The following is a 20,922-nucleotide window of genomic DNA, read 5'->3' as shown; positions in this document are numbered from 1 at the left end:
ATCCCGCATTGGACGGACGCAGACCGCCCCTCACGATGGCGCCATGGTCTCCTTGACCTTGGCGACCAGCGCGCTGAGCGCGAAGGGCTTGGCCAGGAAGGCGAACTGCTCGTTTTCCGGCAGGCTCTTGTCGAAGGCTTCTTCCGCATAGCCGGAAACGAAGATGATCTTCAGGTTGGGATTGCGGATCCGCATCTCCCGTAAGAGCGTCGGCCCGTCCATTTCCGGCATCACCACGTCGGAAACCACCAGATCGACGGCGCCGTCCTTCTCGTCCAGCGCTTCCATCGCCTCGATGCCGTTCGAGGCCTCGATCACGTTGTAGCCGCGCGAGCGCAGGCCGCGCGCATTCAGCGAGCGCAGGCCCTCCTCGTCCTCGACCAGCAGAATGGTGCCCTGCCCGGTCAGATCGGCCCGCGGCTTGGCTTCGCCCGCCGGCGCCTTGGCCGCGCCATTGGCAGCGCCCTCGGGCTGGACCTCCTGCTCGGGATGGTGCCGCGGCAGGAAAATGTGGAACGAGGTGCCCTCACCGGCCTCGGAGTCCACATAAATGAAGCCGCCGGTCTGCTTGACGATGCCGTACACCGTCGACAGGCCGAGCCCAGTGCCCTTGCCGACTTCCTTGGTCGAGAAGAACGGCTCGAAGATCTTCTCGACGATATCGGCAGGAATGCCGGTGCCGGTGTCGGCGACGTCGATCCGCACATAATCCGCCGCCGGCATGCCCTTGTAGGTGAGACGCCCGGCCTCCTCGGCGGTGACGTTGGCGGTCCGCACCGTCAGCTTGCCGCCGTCGGGCATCGCGTCGCGGGCGTTGACGGCGAGATTGACGATCACCTGTTCGAACTGCGAGACGTCGACCTTGACCGGCCAGAGATCGCGGCCATGCACGAGGTCGAGCTTGACCTTCTCGCCGATCAGCCGACGCAGCAGCATGGTGAGGTCGGAAAGCGCGTCGCCGAGATCGAGCACCTGCGGCCGCAAGGTCTGGCGGCGCGAAAATGCCAGCAGCTGCCGCACCAGCGTCGCGGCGCGGGTTGCGTTCTGCTTGATCTGCATGATGTCCTGGAACGACGGATCGGTCGGCTTGTGCGCGTTCAGCAGGAAGTCGTTCGCCATCATGATGGCGGAAAGCACGTTGTTGAAGTCGTGGGCGATGCCGCCGGCGAGCTGGCCGACCATGTCCATCTTCTGCGACTGGTTGATCTGGTTCTCCAGCGCGCGCCGCTCGGTGGTCTCCAGCATGTAGACGATGGCGGCCTCAGTCTCGCGTTCGTTTTCCTCGACCGCGGTGACGAAGAACTGTCCCCAGCGTTCCTTGGCGCCGTCGAGCATCGCCTCGACCGGCGCGATGTCGCCCTGCCCCTCGGCCGCCTGGTTGATGGCCGCGATCAGGAGGTGGCGGTCGCGAGGATTCACCGCGCGGAAGATCGACTTGCCGGCGGCGCCGTCGGGATTGAGGCTTTGCGCCAGTTTGGCAAACCGGGCATTGGCGCGTACCACCGCGCCGGCGCGGTCCACGGTCGCAATCGCCATCGGGGTGTGATCGAAGAAGCGCATGAAGCGGACTTCGGCGGCTCGCTGCGGGTCGGAATGCTCGTCCCGCGCCCGGCTGATCACCAGTGTGCGCGAGGCGCCGGGCACGCCGTCGGCGCCGAACGCCAGTTTGTGGTAGAGCCGCACCGGCATGGTCTTGCCGCTGCGCATCCTGAGGTCGATGTCGAACACCTCGGTCTTGACCTCGCCGGGCACCGCCACGATCGAGGTCAGAAGCGAGGCGCCGTCGCCGGACACGATGTCCGTCAGCTTCAGCCCGCCATTGCCGATTTCCGCGAGGTCGTGATCGAGCCAGTTCGCCAGCGTGGCGTTGACATAGACGAGGTCGCCACCCGCATTGACCGAGAAGAACCCGCACGGCGCATGATCGAGATATTCGATGGCGTGCTGCAGTTCCTGGAATACGTCCTCCTGCCGCTCGCGGTCGCGGGTGATGTCGGCGATCGACCACACCGCATATTTCGCCTCGCGCTTGCCCTGGCCGAGCGGCCGGACCCGCATCCGCAGCCAGCGGCCATGGCTGCCGTCGGTGCCCGCGATGCGGACTTCTTCCTGCTGCCGCTTGCCCTCGCGCGCCGCCTTGAGCAGGCGAAACACCGCCTCCGACACATCGGGATTGCCGATGAATACCCGCTCCACCGGGCGAACATCGGCCGCGGTCGCAGCACCCGTCAGCGCCAGATAGGCGGCGTTGGAATAGACCACATGGCCGCGGGAGTCGGTCACGGCCAGCCCATCATGGGCATGATCGGCGATCCGGCTGATGACCGGATCGTCGGCGGCGCGATCGGCGAAGCGAATGATGCCGGCGGCAAAGGCGAACAGGTTGAACAGCCCGACCATCGCCAGGAGCGCCAGCAGGCCGAGGATATAGGGCTGCGCCTGCGCCCGGCCGATGGTCATCAGCGCGACCGCCACCGCGACGATCCCGAAGGCCACCAGCAGCACCAGCACGATGCTGCCGTTGCGCCGTACCGGCTCATGGGCGGCGAACGGCTCTTGCGGCGGATCGTTGTCAAGTTCGGCGGTCATACCGGGGGATACAGCCTGTCGACTAGATGTTACGCGCTTTTCGCGCCGCTCCTGAGTGCCTGAATCGGGCCTGCAAGCGCAAGGCCGTCAGACGGCTATTTCGCCCGCTACGGCCGTTTCCGGCGCATTCGCGAGGGGTAAACCGCCCCCTCGGGCTCATGCCTGCCGGCTGGCCAGCCCGCGCTTGAGGCCCATGACGTAGCCGATAACCTCGGCGACCGCATGATAATGTTCCACCGGGATTTCCTCGTCGATATCCACCGTCGCGTACAGGGCCCGCGCCAGCGGCACGTTTTCCACGATCGGGATATCGTGCTTGCCGGCGATTTCCCTGATCTTGAGCGCAATAGTATCGACGCCCTTGGCGACGCAGACCGGGGCCGCCATGCCGCGTTCGTAGCGCAGCGCGACCGAATAGTGGGTCGGGTTGGTGATGATCACGGAGGCTTTGGGAACCGCAGCCATCATCCGCTTCTTCATGCGCTCCATCCGCAACTGCCGGATCCTGGCCTTGACGTGCGGGTCGCCTTCGGACTGCTTGAACTCCTCCTTCATGTCCTGCAGCGACATCTTCTGCCGCTCGAACCACGTCCGGTACTGGAAGAAATAATCCGCGATCGCGACCACGGCCAGCATCGCCACCACGGCGCCCAGCAGTTTCAGCGTCAAGCTGGTGGTGACGCCCATGATCGCCGCCGGATCGAACCGCACCATCGCGTCGAGGCGATGCCGCTCCGGCCACAGAACCGCCGTCATCACCGCTCCGAGCGCGATCACCTTGAACAGGCCCTTGGCGAAGTTCGCCACCCCCTGCTTGCCGAAGATCCGCTTGAATCCGGCGCCCGGCGAGACCTTGCTGAATTTCGGCTTCATCGACTCGGCCGACCACACCAGCCGGTGCTGGATCATGTTGCCTGCGATCGCCGCCAGCATCAGCATCAAAAACGGCACGCCGAGCGCCGCGATCAGCGCATAGCCGAGGCTCTGCGTCAGCGCCATCAGGCCCGGCCCGTCGGCGCGGATCATCCAAGAATTGGCGACCAGGTTGCGCAGCGGCATCAGCACCCCACCGCCGATCGATCCGGAAAACGACGACAGCACCAGCGTCGCGCCGGCGATCACGAACCATGTGTTGACCTCCTGGCTCTTGGCGACGTCGCCTTTTTCATGGGCGTCATCCAGACGCTTTTGTGTCGGGTCCTCTGTTTTGTCCGATGCGTCATTCTCGTCGGCCATCGTTCACCTCTGCGGTATCAGCTGGTGCATGACGCCGATGAAATAGTCGAGGAACGTTCCCATCATCGTGACGATGACGAGCGCGAAGATCAGGAAGCCGGCGAGAATCGACAGTGGCACGCCGACGAAATAGACCTGCATCTGCGGCATCAGCCGCGCCAGTACCCCGAGCCCGATATTGAAGACCAGGCCGAACACCAGGAACGGCGCCGAAAGCTGCATGCCGATCTTGAACGCAGCGGCAAAGGCGCGGGTGGCGAGCGCGGCAACGTCGCCGCTCGACATCAACTCGCCCGGCGCGAAAATCCTGTAGCTTTCGTTCAGCGCCGCGATCACCAGATGATGGCTGTCGGTGGCAAACAGCATCGTCAGGCCGAGGAGGGTGAGGAAGTTTCCGATCAGGAGGCCCTGCTGGCCCTGGGTCGGATCGACGGCGGTGACGAAACCGAGGCCGAGCTGCTGGGCGATCACCGAGCCCGCGACCTGCAGCGCCGAAAGCGTGACCCGCGCGGTCGCCCCCAGCACGACGCCGATAACGATCTCGTGCATCATCAATACCAACAGCGGCGTCATCGACCCCATGTCGACCTGGTAGGCGGCGCGGTGCAGCGGCAGGATGATCAGCGTCAGCAGCAGGGCAATCGCGAGCTTGATGCGAACCGGAATGTTGGTCTCGCCGAACCCCGGCAACAGCATCACCATCGCGCCGATGCGGGCGAACACCAGCATGAAGGTCGCAGCGAGCGCGGGCAGCAGTGAAACGTCGATGCGCATGACCTAGCCATAGTGCATCAGCCGCCTATGATTCGCGATGAAATCCGCATCATGTAGCCGTGCAGCGAGTCCGACATGAACGGCAGCGCCAACAACAGCGTCACGAAGATCGCCAGTATCTTCGGCACGAACACCAGCGTCTGTTCCTGGATCTGCGTCAGCGCCTGGAACAGCGACACCACGACGCCGACTACGAGGCCGACCACCATCAGCGGCGACGACACCACCACGATGGTCCAGATCGCATCGCGCGCCACATCGAGGGTTTCGGCACCGGTCATATTGCTTTCCTGTTGTATTGGTCTTCTTGCTTCGCCGATCGCGAATAGCGAATAGCGAATAGCGAAATGGAGATCAGAGCAATCCGTCGCTATTCGCCATTCGCCACTCCCTATTCGCCATTTTCAGATCGGCATCCTCATGATGTCTTCGTAGGACTGGATCACCCGGTCGCGCACCGACACCAGCGTCGAGACCGCGACGTCGGTTTCGGCTACCGCCGTCACCACGTCCATCACATTGGCCTTGCCCGAGGTCATCGCGACGGTCTGCGCGTCGGACTTGCGGCCCGCGTCCATCACGCTGCCGAGCGCGTCCTTGAGCAGTGCGCTGAAGGACTGGCCGCCTGCCACGGCTCCCTTGCCGGCGCCGCCGGATTCCACCATGCGGGCGAGACTGGCGTAGGCATTTGCAGCGACTGTGGGTGATGCCATGGTTCAAGCTTTCCTGTTCAGGCCTTGAGGATGTCGAGCGTGCGTTGGATCATCCGGCGCGTGGCGCTGATGATGTTGAGGTTCGCTTCGTAGGATCGCTGCGCTTCGCGCATGTCGGTCATTTCGACCAGCGGATTGACGTTGGGATATTTGACGTTGCCGGCCTGGTCCGCTGCCGGATTGGACGGCTCGTATTTGATACGGTACGATGACTGGTCGGGCCTGACCTTGCCGAGCGCCACCACCTTGGCGTCCAGCGAGCGATCGAGCGCCGAGGAAAACGTCGGGATCTTGCGCCGGTAGGGTTCGCCGCCGGCGCTCGCCGCCGTGGAATCCGCGTTGGCGATATTTTCCGAGATCACCCGCATCCGTCCGGCCTGCGCGCGCAGGCCCGAAGTCGCGATGCTCATCGAGCGGGCGAAATCGCTTCCATCATTTGCCATGACCGGGTTTCCCTAACTTTCCCTAACTGCGCGTCAGCGCTTGCCGATGGCGGTTTTCAGAAGGCCGAGACTGCGGCTGTAGAGCGAGGTGGCCGCGGCGTAGTCCATCTGGTTGGCGGAGACCTTGAGCATCTGGTCCTCGAGGTTGACGGCGTTGCCGGCGGGGCGGGTGCGGAAATCGGGTTTGCCGCCGTGCGCAAAGCTGTCGCCGCCGCCGCCTGCGGGAGCGATATGGCTGGCGCTGGTGCGCATCATCGCAAGCGAACCCTGCGCCGCGGCGGGGTTGGCGCCGTTGCGGTCGAATTTCGGTTCGATCAGGTCGCGCGGCTTGAAATTCGGCGTATCGGAGTTGGAGACGTTTTCGGCGAGCACGCGCTGGCGCTCCTGGTGCCACTGCATCTTGGTGCGCAGCGCCGACAACACCGGAAGATCGTTGATAGCCATCGCATCCGCCCCGTTGCCTCCGGGGCATGCCGCCGCTGAGGTAGGCAGAATTTGCCGTGTGTATGGTTAACAGCTGGTTAAGATTCCATCCGATGCCGTGCACAACCGCCCAAAGCGGGCCATGAATCGCGCATCCGGCGACGGGACGAGCGCATTTTTGCCACGAAAGCTGCGTTAACCAGTCGAGGGGATGAACTGCGAGCGCTCAGAAGTCGTTTTGGCTCAAGCGATTCTTGGTTTATTAAGATGACTGGGCGGCACTTCTTGCCGTGGGGAATTTAAGAAATAAGGCTGATCTTGGGCTTCGTTTGCCGTCCGATGGATCGATTGCGGTCCGGATTCGCCGGGATCGAAGCCTGAAGCGGGCTTTATTGGCCGGGGACTGAGAGTATGCAGGCACTTACATTCTTCTTCGCATTCGTCGCCGTCCTGGCCCTGATCGGCGTCGCCGCCTGGCTGGTGCGCCGATTCGCCACCAACCGCCTCGGCGCCAACACCAATCGCGGGCGGATGCCGCGGCTGGCGGTGATCGACGCTGCCGCGGTCGACGGCCGCAGGCGCCTGGTGCTGGTCCGGCGCGACAATATCGAACATCTCCTGATGATCGGCGGCCCGAGCGACATCGTGGTGGAATCCAACATCGTCCGCGCCATGCCCGGCCGGGAACAGATCCCGCAACGGCCCGCCGTCGGCGGCGCGGAACCGCCGCCCCGGATCGCGCCGCTGCCCGACGCCGGCTGGGCCGAGGAAGGCCAATTCGACCACGCCGAGCCGCAGATGCCCGAGCCGCCGCCGCGGCCGGTTCGCCCCTCTTTTGCCGACGAAGTGCGTCGCCCGGCCCCGCCGATGCCGCGCGTCGAACGTGCCGATCCTCTCACCGGCTTTGCGCCGGAGCCGATGGGCGTCCGGCCCGAACCCCGCCCCGAGCCGCGGCCGGAACCGATGCCGTCGCGGGCCGTTGCGCGCAGCGAGCCTGTCATGCCGCGTCCACCGCGCCCCGAACCGCCGAAGGCGCCACCGCGCGCACCCGAACGGGCCGCGGCACCGCCGCCGCCTCCTCCGGCGCAGTCGAGCGCCGACCAGAATCTCGCCGAGATGGCGCAACGGCTGGAAGCCGCGCTGCGCCGGCCGCCCGCTGACACGGTGGCGCCGCCGGTCGCTCCCGAGCCGCCGCCCGCCCGCGCCCCGCGCAGCGAGCAGCCGCCGGCGCCTGCAAAGAGCGGCTTCGAGAATCTCGAAGACGAGATGGCGTCCCTGCTGGGCCGTCCAAAGTCTCCTTCGTGAGATCGGCGACAGTCCCGCGTAGAGTTTTATTTTTTGCAAGTTTGACCGCCGCCGGATCGCTGATCGATCCGGCGCTGGCGCAGGATATCAGCATCAATCTCGGCCAGGGCGGTGGCGGCGTCACCGAGCGCGCGATCCAGCTGATCGCGCTGCTCACGGTGCTGTCGATCGCGCCGTCGATCCTGATCATGATGACTTCGTTCACCCGGATCGTGGTGGTGCTGTCGCTGTTGCGCACGGCCTTGGGCACCGCGACCGCGCCACCGAACTCCGTCATCATTGCGCTCGCGATGTTCCTGACCGCGTTCGTGATGGGCCCGGTGCTGCAGAAATCCTATGACGACGGCATCAAGCCCTTGGTCGCCAACCAGATCGGGGTCGAGGACGCGCTGCAGCGCGCTTCGGTGCCGTTGCGCGGCTTCATGCAGAAGAACGTGCGCGAAAAGGATTTGCGGCTGTTCATGGACCTGTCGCGCGAACCGCCGCCGGCGACGCCGGACGACCTGTCGCTGCGCATCCTGGTGCCGGCCTTCATGATCTCCGAACTGAAGCGCGCCTTCGAGATCGGCTTCCTCTTGTTCCTCCCCTTCCTGATCATCGACCTCGTGGTCGCCTCGGTGCTGATGTCGATGGGCATGATGATGCTGCCGCCGGTCGTGGTATCGCTGCCGTTCAAGCTGATCTTCTTCGTGCTGGTCGATGGCTGGTCGCTGGTGGCAGGCAGCCTGGTGCAGAGCTACGGGGGATAGGCGGGCGGTCTTGCGGCGGCGATCGCCCGGCCGCGGCGAAGCGATCCTGCATCGCCGAATGATTGGATCAGGCCGCAGCCCTCCCCTATGATGCGCCGGAACGCATTCAGGAAGCGCCTCCATGCAGCCGTCATTCGACCGCACCCACGAAGATCTCGGCAACGCCATCCATCTCGAACACGTCAACGTCCAGGTGCCCGACCAGCGGCTGGCCACCTTGTTCTATGTCGCCGGGCTCGGGCTGACCCGCGATCCCTACCTGATGGTGTCCGACGGCAATATGTGGGTCAACGTCGGCCGCGGCCAGTTTCATCTGCCGAGCGGCGCGCCGCAGGTGCTGCGGGGGCATACCGGGATCGTGATCGCGGGCCGCGAGGCCCTGCTCGACCGGCTGGCGTCGGTCGCCAAAAAGCTCGACGGCACCGCCTTCGCGTTCAGCGAACACAACGACTATGTCGAGGCTGTTTGTCCCTGGGGCAATCGCGTGCGCTGCCATGAGCCGGACGCCGCGCGCTTCGGACGCATCACGCTCGGCATTCCCTATGTCGAGTTCGAGGTGCCGGCCGGCACGGCGCAAGGCATTTGCGCCTTCTACCGGGAGGTGATGGGGATCCCGGCCGAACACAGGAACGGCGACGGCACCGTGGCGCGCGCCAGGATGGGCAAGGACCAGTATCTGCTATTCCGCGAGACCGACCGGCCGCAGCCGGATTACGACGGTCACCATGTGCAGATGTACATCACGGATTTCTCCGGTCCTTACCGCCGCCTGCAACATCGCGGCCTGGTCTCCCAAGAAGACAACCAATACCAGTACCGCTTTCGCGACATCGTCGATCCCGCCGACGGCAGGCACCTGTTCACGGTCGAGCACGAGGTGCGCAGCGCCACCCATCCGATGTACCTGCGGCCGCTGGTCAACCGCAATCCGGCCGTGACCAACCGCACCTACGCCCACGGCCACGAGCAGTGGGACTGGGCGATGGGACCGGACCAGTTCGACGAGCGGTAGCGGATGTCATCCGCCCCTGCATTGCGCGGTACAGCCGGTAACTTCCGTTATTCCCGCGTTACTTCCGCTCGAGATGCCACGAGCCATCCCAGCCCTCGCCCGGCGGAGCCGCGATCAGCCTGTCGATACGCTTGATGAAAAGGTGCGCAAGCATATCCCGAGATGCGGGTTCGTATCTTCAACGATCCAGCCGAACACGATCAGCTGAAAACTCAGCCGCGCTACCGAATACGGCTCGCACCTCAGAACGGCGCCCGCCCTCACCCCTTCACGTCATACTGCTTGCTGAGATGGTCGCCGATCTGAACCAGCATCGCGACGCTCTCGGGATAGCCGGGTTTTGCAATCGTCGCCTCGTCGGCGGAAGCCCGGAACTCCCAGCTATCGCCGTCGCGCAGCACGGAGATGACGATTCCATCCGGACCATCGACGTGGACCTTCAGTTCGGCCTTCGCCATCGCAATCAGTTCGGCTTCGGTCTTGACGGGCTTGCTCATGGCGACGGCTTCCTCCGGGCTTCGGTTTACAGCAGGTTGCCGTTTCGGCAGGCATCTGTCGAGGGGATCGCGGCGGCGGCGCAATATTCCTGCAAAGCCGGCGCGCCCGATTTAATCCGCCGGCGGCTGGGACGCAGCGGAGATTTCCGGCTGGCCCGGTCCAGCCCGCGGTTCGGTCGGAATCAGGGTGGCGCCTGCCCGCTCGACCGCCGCCGTCGAGATCATGCTGATGCCGCCGGGTTGAACATCCGCTTTCGGACCGAAATGCGTGAAAAGGAAGGATGCAATGCCGATAGCCGCCAGGACCGCAGCGGTCGCCGCCGGCACCCGATGTGTGCGATTATTTCCGCTCTGGGCGTCCACCGGCATCTCTCCATGTTTGTCATCCCGGAGCTACGTCGGTAGGCGGAATCGGTTTCGGGGCGCGACTTATAATCACCCTCGTCGAACCAGTCACCCTCATTGGACGCCCGGGGAGAACAGATCGACGCTCTACCACCGCTTGGCGTCGGCCCGCGTCAATCCGATGATCCGGGGCAGCGAGCCGGTGTGAACCGGCTCCCCCTTCGCGGTTCCCGGCGGCAACGGCGCCCGTGCGGTCGCATCCGGGAAACGGGTCTTCATTTCCCGCAGGAAGCCGTCGAGCGTGTCGACGCTGGCCGCCATCTTCGCGATCGCCGCGAATTCCGCGCTGCTGGCGGCGGCCGGCGTGCCGGCGGTCTCGAACGCGGCGCGGTCGGCTTCGCCGCTCATCAAGGGCGCATATTTTTCGCGGAAGCGCGCCAGGCCGATGGCGTCTTCGGCCAGCGCGTATCCGACCACCGCGCGAATCACGTCGCCCTTCTCCACCGCGTTCAGCGGTTTGAAATCGCGCCAGCGATCGGCGTAATACAACTCGATCTGCTCGGACGCCTCGCGCCAGCGCCGCGACGCCCAGTAGATGTCGGAGCGCAGCCGGATCGCTTCCCGGCCGCCGATGTTCGAGATGATGTCGAGCGCGAGGTCACGGCGGCCGACGTCGCTCTGGGCGCGCGCCTCCAGCAGCAGCCGTTGCTGACGCAGTTCGCCGGAAAGGTCCGCGATCCGCGTGGTGTGAAGCGCCGATATCGCACGATCCGGCTTGCGGTTGGTCAGGTAGACCATGGCCAGACGCGCCGCGACCTGGGCGCGTGCCGCGCCCTCCAGCCGTTTGTCGATCTGATACTGCAGGAGTTCGGCGGCCTGATCGAGCAGGTCTACCCCGACCAGCCGGTCGGCGAGCCGGCGGATCATCTCGTCGCCGCGCCGTCCGATCGGCGTCAATTCGCGGAATTCGTAGAACATCGCGAGCGCGTCGACCGGCGGAAGATCGTCGCCCTTCGGGCTGAGATAGATCTGCGCAAACAGCGTCGCTGCCGCATCCTGCGCTGCCCGCGAAATTTCCGAATTCGGCTGCATCTTGGTCGCGGTCTTGGCCGCCGCCAGCGATTCGGCGAAGCGCCCGGTATCGGTGTAGATGCGCGCCAGCATCTGCAGCGCCCGGATCTCGACCGCGTCGCCGCGCCACGTCACCGACAGCGTCTCGAGTTCACGCAAGGCGTCGGCCTGACTGATCTCCTCGCGCCTCTGGCGCAGGAAGACATTGAGCAGCCTGGCTTCGGCCGCGGCGGCGCGGTCGGAAGATTTGATCGCGGCCTTGTATTCGCTCTCGGCATCCTTGTCGTGGCCGAGCGCCTCGGCCAGCCGGCCGTGCAGCACCGCCATCGCCGGCTTCATCTCGGGCGGGATGCCGACCACCTGCAGATCGCTGCCGCGTTTGGCGGCGCCGGAAAAATCCCTGACCTCGAGGGAAGCCCGCATCGCCTCCGAAATCACGATGCGCTGCAGCTCGATCGGCAGCGAGGTGATGGCGAATTCGACGTTCTTGAATTTCTCCCGCGCTTCCGACCACTTGCCCTGCCGCGCCAGGCCGAGCGCCTTCCACAGCTGCGAATCGTAATTCGACCCGATCACGGGATTGGCGAGTTCCTTCAGGCCCTGCTCGGGACGGCCCATCGCGATGCTCGCGACCGCCCGCACCATAAAAGCGATCGGATCTTCCGATCCCGACTTGACGTCGGCGAGCGCGAGATCGGCAGCGCCTCTGGCTTCCGGATACATCCCGCGCGACATGTAGAAGCGGGCAAGGTTGAGCCGGGCCTGCGTGCGCTGACCGGGCTCGATCGCACCTGCCGCGGCGATCAGCGCATCCCGGCGCGTGATAAAGTCCTCCGCCTGGTTCTTCCGCCATTCGGCGACATCGAAAATCGGCCGCACCGCGGTGGTCGCCCGCTCGGCGGCGGAGTCGGCCGATGACAGCGTCAGGCCGCCGGGCCTGCCGATGATGACCTTGTCGGGCGCGACCTCGGCGCGGACGTCTTCGGAATTGGGATGGATGGCGACGCCATGGATCGATTCCAGCAGCGACATCTCGACGAAATCATGCCGCTTGATGAAGCCGCGGACCGGCAGCGGCGCGGTGACCACCAGCAGCGTATCGCCGGCATCGGGATCGGTAAGCCGATGCAGCAGGCCGGGCCTGGACAAGGGTACGGTGACATTGGCGAGCGCTGGATCGGTGATGTTCCGGACCACCACCAGCGGCTGCGGCGGCGCCTGCATCGTATCGGCAAAGGTGAGCGTCCAGCCCGAGCCGCCCTGATCGTCGCCGCTCAGTGATGGCATTTGCGGGCGGTTGAGGCGCATGCGGATCGCCTGTCCCTTGTCGAGCGGGATCCGGCTCACATCGCCCAGCAGCGCCCCGCCCTTGCTGCGGATCGGCTCGATATCGATCGGCTTCATTGTATCGAACACCAGCCAGACAGTGTCGGCGCGGCGAAACGCCGCCGCGGGTGTCACCGTGGCAAAGGCGAACGTCAGGCGCAGGCCGTCGCTGTCCCGCTGGGCGCTGACGATCGCAGCCGCTTCGCCGGCCGCCGTGGCCGGCGGGACCTGAACCGCCGGCGGCGCTTGAGCGACAGGCGGCGCCTGAACGACTGGCTGCGCCTGGATTGCCGGAGGCGCCTTGACCTCCGGCGCCGGTTCGGATGCAACGGGCGCCATTTTTGCCGGGGCTTCAGCTGCGGGAGCCGGCGCCTCCTTGGACATCTCATTCGATGGCGGCGCGGGCTGCGGCGATTCCGGCGCGGGCACGTTCTTCGGCGCCGCCTCGGGATTGATTTCGATCTTCGCCTGCTTCGCGATCATCTCCGACGTCGGCGGTACGATCTCGCTCACCTGCCGGGACGCCGGAGGCTCGACGGGCTTCGCGGCCGGGGCGGCTGTCGCCGGAGCGGCTGTCGCCGGAGCATGCGAGTCATCGGCGGCCGGCGACGGCAGCGCCGGCGGTTTTTGCGGCTGCTGGAAGGCGACGTCGATGATGTAGTTCTTCTCCTCGCGGAAGGAGTGGACGTCGACATCGCCGATCAGCGCGACTTGCACCGCGGAAGTGTCGCCTTCGATCTTCTGATCGATCGAGGCGACGTTCGACGGCGCCGCCAGCTTGGCGTCCGCCAGATCGAAGTTGAGTGCGGCGTTGAACAACAGCGACAGTTTCTGGTCGTTCAGCACGCTGGAGACGCCGACGCCGTCGGGCATTTCGAACACGAAGCGAACGAAGGTCGGCTGCACCGAGGCGCGGACGCGAATCGGCGACCGCTTCTGGGCAAGCGCGGCCGCGCGCTGCTGGCGCAAGGCGCGCTCGGCGGCCCGCGCGCGCTCGGACAGTTCGCGCACCACTTCAGCAGGCAGTGCCGGCGGCGGGCCGCTCCATGTGTCGGGCAACAGGTCGACGAACACCCGCTCGCCCGCCGTCATGGTGTTGATGGTCACCCTTCGCGCCAGCGACAGCCGGATCGCCGAACCATCGGGATCGCGCCGCGCCGACCCGACATAATCGGGCACCGCGTCGGACAGTTTTTCGACCGGAATGTCCACCGGGCGCTTGAACCGGATCACGAGGATGGAGCCGGCGGTGGACACGTCGGACTCGACGTCCTCGGCGAGCTTGAGAACCAGCCGGGCGTAGCCGCCGGCAGCGGAAAACGTCGCGGCGCCCCTCACCGGCTCGGTCTGCGCCGACCCCGGCGAGGTCAGGCCGAACAGGACCAGCCCGGCGGCTAGCAACGCAAGCCCGGCGGCGAGGCGTGACGTCCCGCCGGGACAACGCCGCGCCGTCCGCGCGCAAGCACGGCGTCGCGACCAGGTTCCAGCGGCAGCCGTTCGCGCCATTCCAAGGGGTCTTTCAGCTTCGACCATCTATTGTTTCGGCGGGACGCCCTCACCCCGCGCCTTCGAATCCTAGAATTGGCGAATTAAGAGGCTGTTAATTGTCCCTGTTAATTGGACTTTTGCTGCAGCATCTTGCCCTCGATTTTCGGCAGTTCGGTCACGGCGGCGGACTTGTCCGTTCCGGCGCGGCGCGCCAGTTCGACGGTCAGCCGCTCGGCCGCTTCCGGCTGCATCAGGCCGAGGATATCGGACATCTTGCGCGGCGCGATCTGCGAGGCGATTTCGAACAGCACGCCCATCTCGAGCCGGTCGAACACCTTGGCGGCGTCCTTCGGCTTCATGCCCTCATACATGGTGATGATGCCCTTGAAGCGGGCGGCGTCGGCCTCGCTCCTTTGCCCGGCTGCGATGCTGATCCGCGATTCGACCGCCTTCAGCTCCTCGACCTTGGTTTCGATCCGCTTTTCGGCTGACTTGAGCAGGCTTTCGCGAATGTCGATCTCTCTCGCGCGCGCCTCCAGTTCCTGCCGGCGCTGTTGCAGCCGTTCGAGGATCGCGCGCTCCGACGCCGACACCGGCGCGCTCTGCTCAGGACGGGCCGCGACGCCGTCGGGCTTGGTCACTTCCGGCGGCGCGGCGGCGGGCTTGGGAGCCTCCTCCTTCTTCGCCGCGACCGAACCGGTGATGTCGGCGGGATCGGATTTGCTTCCGAGGGGAAAGTTCAGGGTTTCCTGCGCCCAGGATTTCTGGGTGCTCTGCGGCTGATAGTCGAACACGTAACCGCCATCGATCACCAACCCGGCGACCTTCAGCACGGCAAGGCCGAGGATCGCGATCAGGACGACCGGGATAACGCGAATGTCACGGAAGGATTTCATGCCGCCAGGCCATCAGACCTTCTGCGCTCGGAGAACGCCTGCGCCGCCGCGGCAACCGCCTTGGCCGACGATACCCTGGGAGCCCCCGGCGCCGCCGGTTCCAATTCGGACAACGGCCTTGCAGCGAGCGCGATCTTGGACAGCCGGCGGATGACGTTGTCGCCTTCGGCGAGATGCTTCTTCAGCTGCTGCGACATCTGGGCCGCCGCGGTCAGCTGGTTGCCGAGATTTTCGTTGACGTCGCGAACGGTGTGTTTGAGGCCGCCGATGGCACGCTCGGCGATTTCAGTGGCGGTGATCAGTTCCCCGATCGTCGCCTTCAGCGAATGCTCGTCCGCCTTCAGCCGCTTCAGCCTGGTGTTCAGCAGCATGCAATAGCCGATCGTCAGCAGCAGCAGCACCGCCACCAGGCTCTCGATCACAATTCCAAATGAATGACTCATTGGGCCTCCATCAACTTGGTTTGCTCATCGGCCTTCTCGAACATCGCGAAGGTGGTATTCGGCTTGCGGAGCTGTTTGGTGACGCGAATGGCGACGCGATCGCCGACGCGCCCCATCCGCCCTTCGGTCAGGGTGACGCTGCCGCAACGCACCGCGACCAGCGCGTCGGCGCGCATTTCGAGCGGCAGGGTGTCGCCGACCTTCAGCTTCATCAGCTGCTTGAGCGGGATATCGGCCTCATAGAGCACGGCATCGACCAAGATCTGCGCCTGCGCCACTTCCGTGGCGAAATGTCCTTCCCAGATCGGATCACGGCCGAATTTCTCGCCCATGAACATCTGCAGCAGCACGGCGCGGATCGGTTCGATGGTCGCGTAAGGCAGCAGCAGTTCGATATTGCCGCCGCGGTCTTCCATGTCGATGCGCAGTCGCACCAGGATCGCGGCATTGGCGGGCCGGCTGATGGCGGCGAAGCGCGGATTGGTTTCCAGCCGGTCGATCGTGAACTTGACCGGCGACAGCGGCCGGAACGCCTGCTCGGCGTCGGCCAGCACGACTTCGACCAGCCTTTTGACGAGATTGGTTTCGATCGTCGTGTAGGGCCGGCCCTCGATCCGCAGCGAGGTCTGGCCGCGGCGGCCGCCGAGCAGAACGTCGATCATCGAATAGATCAGGCTCGAGTCCACCGTGGCGAGGCCGAAATTCTCCCACTCCTCGGCCTTGAACACGCTGAGTACCGCCGGCAGCGGGATCGAATTCATGTAGTCGCCGAACCGCACCGAGGTGATGCGATCGAGCGAGACTTCGACGTTGTCGGAAGTGAAGTTGCGCAAGGAGGTGGTCATCAGCCGCACCAGGCGGTCGAAGACGATTTCGAGCATCGGCAGACGCTCGTAGGAGACCATCGCCGAATCGATGATGGCGCGAATGCCAGAATTGTCGTCGAGATTGACTTCGCCGACGGAGAAACCGAGCAGGTTGTCGATTTCCTCCTGCGACAGGACGCGCTCGCCGCCGTTCTTGCCGCCGCCGAAGTCGCGGCTGCCGTCTTCGACCATGGCGGCCCATTGCAGCGCCATGGTGCCGGAGATTTCGTTGGCGGCGGCCGCGGCCGCGGCTTCCGCCGGATCCTCGGAATCCAGGCTCGCTTCCCATTGGGCTGCGATTGCGTCCTGGTCGTCGAGTGGGTTGCCCGCCATGATGCTAGATCCGTCTCGTCACTGGACGACGATTTCCTTGAACAGCACGGCGCTGACCGCATTCGGCGCGACCGCCACATTGACCCGCTTGGTCAGTTCTTCCTTGAGGCGAAACATGCCGGCGGAGCCGTTGAGATCGGCCGGCCGCAGTTCGCGCAGGTAGGTCTGGAAGATGTCGGTGACGCGCGGCATCGCCGGCTTGATCGCCTCGACCTGCTTCTCTTCCCTGATCTCGAGCACGACCTTGACCTTGAGGTATTGCACGCGCTCGCCGGGCAGCCCGACCAGATTGACCAGCATGTCCGGCACGTCCACGAACACAGCCGGTTTCGCCGCCGGCGCCGCCTCGGCGTGCTTTTCCTCGCCGTGGCCGCCCTTGAAGAAGAGGAACCAGGCCCCGGCGCCGCCGCCGATGATGGCGACCAGGCCGACGACCGCGATGATCAGCTTGAGCTTGCCCTTCGGGGCGGGAGCCGCTGCTTCGACGCCGTCAGCGCCGCCTTCCATCTGATCGTTGTCTGCCATCGCCCGCCCGCCGAAGTATTAGGAAACGAACCCGATGCCGTGAGGCCGGCTATGACGCGATACAAATGCCCCCAGCGCACACGCGCTCTCTGAATGGTGACGCTAAGGTAATAATGGTTAACGGAACCTTTCTTTTGCCCCTCGGGTAGGAAAAAACTGCCGGGCAAACATGGTCAACAAGACCTTATTGCCGCCCCTCCGGCCCCCCTCTGAAACGCCCAAGCCATTCTAAACTAGAGATTTTCCCAACTGGCACGGCTTTCGCTCTGAGTATGGCGAACCGCGGCTTGGGAGAGCCTTCGGTTCGGAATGATCCGCGAACGGGCTTGGGAGAGCCCCTCTCGGATCGATCAGGGGAGAACCACCGATGGAGAATATGCTTCTCATCGGACTATCGCGGCAGATGGTGCTGGAACGGCAGATGGATGTCGTCGCCAACAACGTCGCGAACGTCAACACGTCGGGCTTCAAGGCCGACCGCTCGCTGTTCGAGGAATTCCTCAACTCGCGCGCGCACGAAGACAATTTCATCGGACGCGACCGCCGCGTCAGCTATGTGCAGGACCGCGGCACCTTCAAGGACTTCTCGCAGGGACCGGTCGAGCAGACCAAGAACCCGCTCGATGTCGCGATCGAGGGTAACGGCTTCCTGGTGGTGCAGACCCCGGCCGGCGAGCGCTACACCCGCGACGGCGGACTGCAGATCAACAATCTGGGCCAGCTCGTCAACGTCTCGGGCTACCCGGTGCTCGGCGCCAGCGGCCCGATCGTGATTCAGCAGACCGACAAGGAAGTCACCATCGCCGCCGACGGCAACATCACGGTCGTCGAGGGCAGCAACCGGATCGACTCGGTGCGCGGCAAGCTGCGGATCGTCAACTTCGCGGATGCGCAGAAGCTGGTGAAGGAAGGTTCCAACCTCTATTCGGCGGGCGCCGGCACCGCGGCGCAGCCCGACACCGTTTCGAGGGTTCGCCAGGGCTTCATCGAAAAATCCAACGTCAATTCCGTGGCCGAGATGAGCCGCATGATCGAGGTGACGCGTACCTACACGCAGATCTCGTCCATGCTGCAGCAGCAGGGCGACCTGCGCAAATCCGCTCTCGACCGGCTCGCCGACGTTCCGGCGTAAGGAGAACCACCCATGCGCATTCTTTACACCGCAGCGACCGGAATGGCGGCACAGGAACTCAACGTTCAGGTGATCTCCAACAACATCGCGAACATGCGCACCACCGGCTACAAGAAGCAGCGCGCCGCGTTCCAGGATCTGATCTACGACCACGTCCGCCGGGTCGGCGCGCAGGCCTCCGACCAGGGCACCATCCTGCCGGTCGGCATCGACCTCGGCGGCGGCGTCAAGACGGTGGGCACGCCCCGGCTGATGGGCCAGGGCTCGCTGCTGCCGACCGGCAACGAACTCGACATCGCGATCCGCGGCGAAGGCTTCTTCAAGATCCAGATGCCCGACGGCACCTACACCTATACCCGCGACGGCTCATTCCAGATGGACGCGCAGGGCCGCGTCGTCACCTCGCAGGGCAATCCGGTGCAGCCGACGATCACGATACCGCAGAGCGCCTCCGGCCTGACCATCAACAGTCAGGGCCAGGTGACGGTGACGCTGCCGGGATCGACCACGCCGACCACCGTTGGCCAGATCGGGCTGACGCGGTTCATCAACAAGGCCGGCCTGCAGCCGATCGGCGACAATCTGTTCACGGACACCCCGGCCTCGGGCACGCCGCAGGACGGCATCGCCAGCACCGACGGCTTCGGCGACATGCAGCAGTCCAACCTCGAACAGGCCAATGTCGATCCGGTCTCCGAGATCTCCGACCTGATCGCGGCGCAGCGCGCCTACGAGATGAACGCCAAGGTCGTCAGCGCCGCCGACCAGATGCTGCAATCCACTTCCAATATGTTCCGCTGAGGGCGCTGAAAATGTTCGTCCGTTCGCTTTCCCTCGCCATCGCCCTGCTCGCCGCCGTGTCCGCGGCGGCATTGGGCCAGACCCGCGACGACGCCATCGCGACGCCGGTGCTGCGCGCCAATGTCACGGTATCGGGCGACCTGGTTCGGATCGGCGACGTCATCGACAACGCCGGCCCCTCGGCTGGAATCGCGATCTATCGCGCGCCGGATCTCGGCATGACAGGGACGCTGCCGGTCGACCGGGTGCTGACCGCGTTGCGCGCGCATCAGGTGATCGGCGTCGACACCCGCGACCTCAGGGAGATTTCCGTCACCCGGCTGGCGCGGACGCTGGAGGGCAAGGACATCGAGCTCGCCGTCGCCCATGCGCTGGAGCGCCGGAATGGCCTCGGCGAGGCCGCCAATCTCGGCCTGACCTTCGACCGCGACGCCGGCGATGTCAGGCTGGACGCCGCCAACAGCGGCGCGCTGCACCCCGCATCGGTGCGCTACGACGCGCGCAACGGCCGTTTCGACGTGACGCTCGAGATATCGAATGACAGCGGCGCCGCCCCGGTCAGGCTGCGCTTCGCCGGCACCGTGATCGAGACCGTCGAGGCCGCGGTGCTGGCGCGCGGCGTCGAGCGCAATGAAGTGCTGAAAGCCTCCGACGTGGTGATCGAGCGCCGGCCGAAGGCCGAGGTCGGCAACGACGCCGCCCGCCGCGACCGCGCGGTCGGCATGCAGGCGCGCAGGCAGTTGCGCGCCGGCCAGGCGCTGCGGCTGGCCGATCTCGCCAAGCCTGATCTGGTGCAGCGCGACCAGAGCGTCACTTTGATCTACCAAGCCGCCGGGCTCTATCTCACCATTCGCGGCAAGGCGCTGGAGAGCGGCACCGAAGGCGACGTCGTCAACGTGCTCAACCTGCAATCCAAGCGCACTATCTCCGGCGTCGTCACCGGCCGCGGCCAGGTCTCGATCACGGTCGCGACGCCCCGCCTGCCCGACACGTCAGACGCGACTTCCGCCGTCGGCGCAGCGCCGGTCGCGGTCGCCGCCGCCAACGCAACTGCACCCGTGTCTCCAAAAGCCGAGTAATGTAGATGTACGCTTCCCGTATCCACCGCTTCATCCTGACCGGCGCGCTGCTGGCGACCACAGCCCTTGCAAGCGGCTGTTCGTCGATCGACCGGCTGTCGCAGATCGGCGAGAAGCCGAAGCTGACCGAGATCGAGAATCCGACGGCGCAGCCCGGCTACAAGCCGGTGCAGATGCCGATGCCGAAGCCGGAGACCGCCTCCTACAACGCCAATTCATTATGGCGCAACGGCTCCCGGGCCTTCTTCAAGGACCAGCGCGCCGCCAGGATCGGCGACCTGCTCACGGTGACCGTGAATTTCACCGACAAGGCCAATATCGCCAACGAGACCCAGCGCAGCCGCACCAGCAAGGAAGATTCGGGCATCACCGACTTCATCGGCTCCCAAACGATCACGCAACCCAACAAGATCCTGCCCGGCCGCCTCCTGACCACGGACTCGACGTCTTCCAGCGACGGCAAGGGTTCGGTCAATCGCCAGGAAGCGTTGCAGACCAGCGTCGCCGCCGTGGTCACGCAGGTGCTGCCGAACGGCAATCTCGTGGTCGAGGGCAAGCAGGAGATCCGGGTCAATTTCGAAATCCGCGAACTGATCGTCGCCGGCATCGTGCGCCCGGAGGACATCCAGAGCGACAACACCATCGACTCCAGCAAGATCGCGCAGGCCCGCATCGCCTATGGCGGCCGCGGCCAGATCACCGATGTGCAGCAACCGCGATACGGCCAGCAGGTGATGGACGTGTTGCTGCCGTTCTAGTCGTTCGTTTCAAGAGCTCCCACACCTCATTGCGAACCTAGGCGCGATGAAGTGTTCCAACGCGGCCTCCGTCAGCTCCCCTGGCGGAGGCCGTGGTTGTTTCTGGCGCTACCGGGCG

20 protein-coding genes are annotated in these 20,922 nt (G+C 65.3%); 7 read left to right on the top strand and 13 right to left on the bottom strand.

The window, feature by feature from the left end:
• Window positions 1-30 precede the first annotated feature (30 nt).
• The 7 genes from cckA to flgB all read right to left on the bottom strand — a co-directional run bounded on the left by cckA (window position 31) and on the right by flgB (window position 6,199).
• Complete coding sequence (gene cckA, locus KMZ29_RS10380) at window positions 31-2,589, bottom strand: cell cycle histidine kinase CckA (protein ID WP_215623601.1); 2,559 nt, start codon at window positions 2,587-2,589, stop codon at window positions 31-33.
• A gap of 156 nt (window positions 2,590-2,745) precedes the next feature.
• Window positions 2,746-3,825, bottom strand: coding sequence for a flagellar biosynthesis protein FlhB (gene flhB, locus KMZ29_RS10375; protein ID WP_215623600.1), 1,080 nt, complete (start codon window positions 3,823-3,825; stop codon window positions 2,746-2,748).
• Window positions 3,826-3,828: 3 nt separating this feature from the next.
• Complete coding sequence (gene fliR, locus KMZ29_RS10370; protein WP_215623599.1) at window positions 3,829-4,599, bottom strand: flagellar biosynthetic protein FliR; 771 nt, start codon at window positions 4,597-4,599, stop codon at window positions 3,829-3,831.
• Window positions 4,600-4,616: 17 nt separating this feature from the next.
• Window positions 4,617-4,880 (bottom strand): flagellar biosynthesis protein FliQ, encoded by a 264-nt coding sequence (gene fliQ, locus KMZ29_RS10365; RefSeq protein WP_215605934.1) that lies wholly within the window; start codon window positions 4,878-4,880, stop codon window positions 4,617-4,619.
• 123 nt (window positions 4,881-5,003) lie between these two features.
• Window positions 5,004-5,312, bottom strand: a complete 309-nt coding sequence (gene fliE, locus KMZ29_RS10360; protein ID WP_215623598.1) for a flagellar hook-basal body complex protein FliE — start codon at window positions 5,310-5,312, stop codon at window positions 5,004-5,006.
• Between the two features lie 17 nt (window positions 5,313-5,329).
• Window positions 5,330-5,755, bottom strand: coding sequence for a flagellar basal body rod protein FlgC (flgC, locus tag KMZ29_RS10355; protein ID WP_215623597.1), 426 nt, complete (start codon window positions 5,753-5,755; stop codon window positions 5,330-5,332).
• A gap of 33 nt (window positions 5,756-5,788) precedes the next feature.
• Window positions 5,789-6,199, bottom strand: a complete 411-nt coding sequence (flgB, locus tag KMZ29_RS10350; protein ID WP_215623596.1) for a flagellar basal body rod protein FlgB — start codon at window positions 6,197-6,199, stop codon at window positions 5,789-5,791.
• Window positions 6,200-6,589: 390 nt separating this feature from the next.
• Between flgB and KMZ29_RS10345 the strand changes: the two genes are divergently transcribed.
• The 3 genes from KMZ29_RS10345 to KMZ29_RS10335 all read left to right on the top strand — a co-directional run bounded on the left by KMZ29_RS10345 (window position 6,590) and on the right by KMZ29_RS10335 (window position 9,244).
• On the top strand, window positions 6,590-7,483 hold the full coding sequence (locus tag KMZ29_RS10345; RefSeq protein WP_215623595.1) for a flagellar biosynthetic protein FliO: 894 nt from the start codon (window positions 6,590-6,592) through the stop codon (window positions 7,481-7,483).
• Window positions 7,480-8,232 carry a flagellar type III secretion system pore protein FliP gene (gene fliP / locus KMZ29_RS10340; protein ID WP_215623594.1) on the top strand — a complete coding sequence of 251 codons (753 nt, stop codon included), beginning with the start codon at window positions 7,480-7,482 and terminating at the stop codon, window positions 8,230-8,232. The genes KMZ29_RS10345 and fliP overlap by 4 nt, the downstream gene beginning before the upstream one ends.
• Before the next feature lie 121 nt (window positions 8,233-8,353).
• The gene (locus KMZ29_RS10335; RefSeq protein WP_215623593.1) at window positions 8,354-9,244 is read left to right on the top strand and encodes a VOC family protein; all 891 of its coding nucleotides are present in this window, start codon (window positions 8,354-8,356) and stop codon (window positions 9,242-9,244) included.
• A 260-nt stretch (window positions 9,245-9,504) separates the two neighbouring features.
• On the opposite strand, the gene KMZ29_RS10330 is transcribed toward KMZ29_RS10335, so the two are convergent.
• From KMZ29_RS10330 to fliL, 6 genes are all read right to left on the bottom strand, one after another.
• On the bottom strand, window positions 9,505-9,741 hold the full coding sequence (locus tag KMZ29_RS10330; RefSeq protein WP_215623592.1) for a hypothetical protein: 237 nt from the start codon (window positions 9,739-9,741) through the stop codon (window positions 9,505-9,507).
• A gap of 492 nt (window positions 9,742-10,233) precedes the next feature.
• Window positions 10,234-13,989 (bottom strand): tetratricopeptide repeat protein, encoded by a 3,756-nt coding sequence (locus KMZ29_RS10325; protein WP_215623591.1) that lies wholly within the window; start codon window positions 13,987-13,989, stop codon window positions 10,234-10,236.
• Between the two features lie 107 nt (window positions 13,990-14,096).
• Complete coding sequence (locus tag KMZ29_RS10320) at window positions 14,097-14,867, bottom strand: MotE family protein (protein ID WP_215623590.1); 771 nt, start codon at window positions 14,865-14,867, stop codon at window positions 14,097-14,099.
• Window positions 14,864-15,310 (bottom strand): DUF6468 domain-containing protein, encoded by a 447-nt coding sequence (locus tag KMZ29_RS10315; RefSeq protein WP_215623589.1) that lies wholly within the window; start codon window positions 15,308-15,310, stop codon window positions 14,864-14,866. Before KMZ29_RS10315 ends, KMZ29_RS10320 begins: the two co-directional genes overlap by 4 nt.
• Window positions 15,307-16,509 (bottom strand): flagellar motor switch protein FliM, encoded by a 1,203-nt coding sequence (gene fliM / locus KMZ29_RS10310; protein WP_215623588.1) that lies wholly within the window; start codon window positions 16,507-16,509, stop codon window positions 15,307-15,309. Before fliM ends, KMZ29_RS10315 begins: the two co-directional genes overlap by 4 nt.
• 18 nt (window positions 16,510-16,527) lie before the next feature.
• Window positions 16,528-17,034 carry a flagellar basal body-associated protein FliL gene (gene fliL / locus KMZ29_RS10305; protein ID WP_215623587.1) on the bottom strand — a complete coding sequence of 169 codons (507 nt, stop codon included), beginning with the start codon at window positions 17,032-17,034 and terminating at the stop codon, window positions 16,528-16,530.
• Window positions 17,035-17,401: 367 nt separating this feature from the next.
• Between fliL and flgF the strand changes: the two genes are divergently transcribed.
• From flgF to flgH, 4 genes are read left to right on the top strand one after another with little or no spacing between them, the layout of a single operon-like run.
• Complete coding sequence (gene flgF / locus KMZ29_RS10300) at window positions 17,402-18,166, top strand: flagellar basal-body rod protein FlgF (protein WP_215623586.1); 765 nt, start codon at window positions 17,402-17,404, stop codon at window positions 18,164-18,166.
• Between the two features lie 12 nt (window positions 18,167-18,178).
• Entirely contained in the window at window positions 18,179-18,967 is a 789-nt protein-coding gene (flgG, locus tag KMZ29_RS10295; RefSeq protein WP_215623585.1) for a flagellar basal-body rod protein FlgG, read from the top strand.
• An 11-nt stretch (window positions 18,968-18,978) separates the two neighbouring features.
• Complete coding sequence (gene flgA / locus KMZ29_RS10290) at window positions 18,979-20,046, top strand: flagellar basal body P-ring formation chaperone FlgA (RefSeq protein ID WP_215623584.1); 1,068 nt, start codon at window positions 18,979-18,981, stop codon at window positions 20,044-20,046.
• A 5-nt stretch (window positions 20,047-20,051) separates the two neighbouring features.
• Window positions 20,052-20,804 (top strand): flagellar basal body L-ring protein FlgH, encoded by a 753-nt coding sequence (flgH, locus tag KMZ29_RS10285; RefSeq protein ID WP_215623583.1) that lies wholly within the window; start codon window positions 20,052-20,054, stop codon window positions 20,802-20,804.
• Window positions 20,805-20,922 lie beyond the last annotated feature (118 nt).

This window comes from Bradyrhizobium sediminis, assembly GCF_018736085.1.
GTDB lineage: Bacteria > Pseudomonadota > Alphaproteobacteria > Rhizobiales > Xanthobacteraceae > Bradyrhizobium > Bradyrhizobium sediminis.
The sequence above is the reverse complement of the archived record's forward strand: the minus strand, read 5'-3'. Positions and strand labels throughout refer to the sequence as shown.